Origin of the sequence: Streptomyces sp. 4F14, assembly GCF_048159485.1 — a bacterium.
GTDB lineage: Bacteria > Actinomycetota > Actinomycetes > Streptomycetales > Streptomycetaceae > Streptomyces.
Genome location: NZ_JBLRVY010000175.1, coordinates 1 through 407 on the forward strand (window position 1 = coordinate 1; position 407 = coordinate 407).

General features: G+C 73.0%; 1 protein-coding gene. It reads left to right on the forward strand.

The features are described from left to right. Positions 1–7: 7 nt before the first annotated feature. Entirely contained in the window at positions 8–373 is a 366-nt protein-coding gene (locus tag ACLZOT_RS50185) for a hypothetical protein (RefSeq protein WP_416976014.1), read from the forward strand. The last annotated feature ends 34 nt before the right edge of the window (positions 374–407 follow it).

The following is a 407-nucleotide window of genomic DNA, read 5'->3' on the forward strand; positions in this document are numbered from 1 at the left end:
GGAGGCCATGACGATGCCCCAGAGCCCCGCCGAACGCCGCGTCGTCGTCACCGGCCCGCCCCGGCGCGCCCGCCCCGTCTCCGGCTACTACCGCCCACGCACCGAGATCGACGAGCAGACCACCCTCGGCCACACCTACGTCCGCTCCCTGATGCGCTCCCAACTGCGCGCCGGCCTCACCGTGTTCGCGGTCCTCGGCCTCCTCATCGGCCCGCTGCCGCTGCTGTTCGCCGCCATGCCGGACGCCCGCGGCCTGGAGTGGCTGGTCCTCGGCTTCTGCCTCTACGCCCCGCTCGTCCTCCTCGCCCGCTGGTACGTGCGGCGCGCCGAACGCAACGAGCGGGACTTCGTGCGCCTCGTCGAAGACCGCTGAGCGCTTCGCTGGGAGGACCGGGTCATGTCGTTGG

Excerpts from the sequence above, each read along its gene's own strand:
- ACLZOT_RS50185 (WP_416976014.1), top strand. The coding sequence starts at position 8 with ATGACGATGCCCCAGAGCCCCGCCGAACGCCGCGTCGTCGTCACCGGC.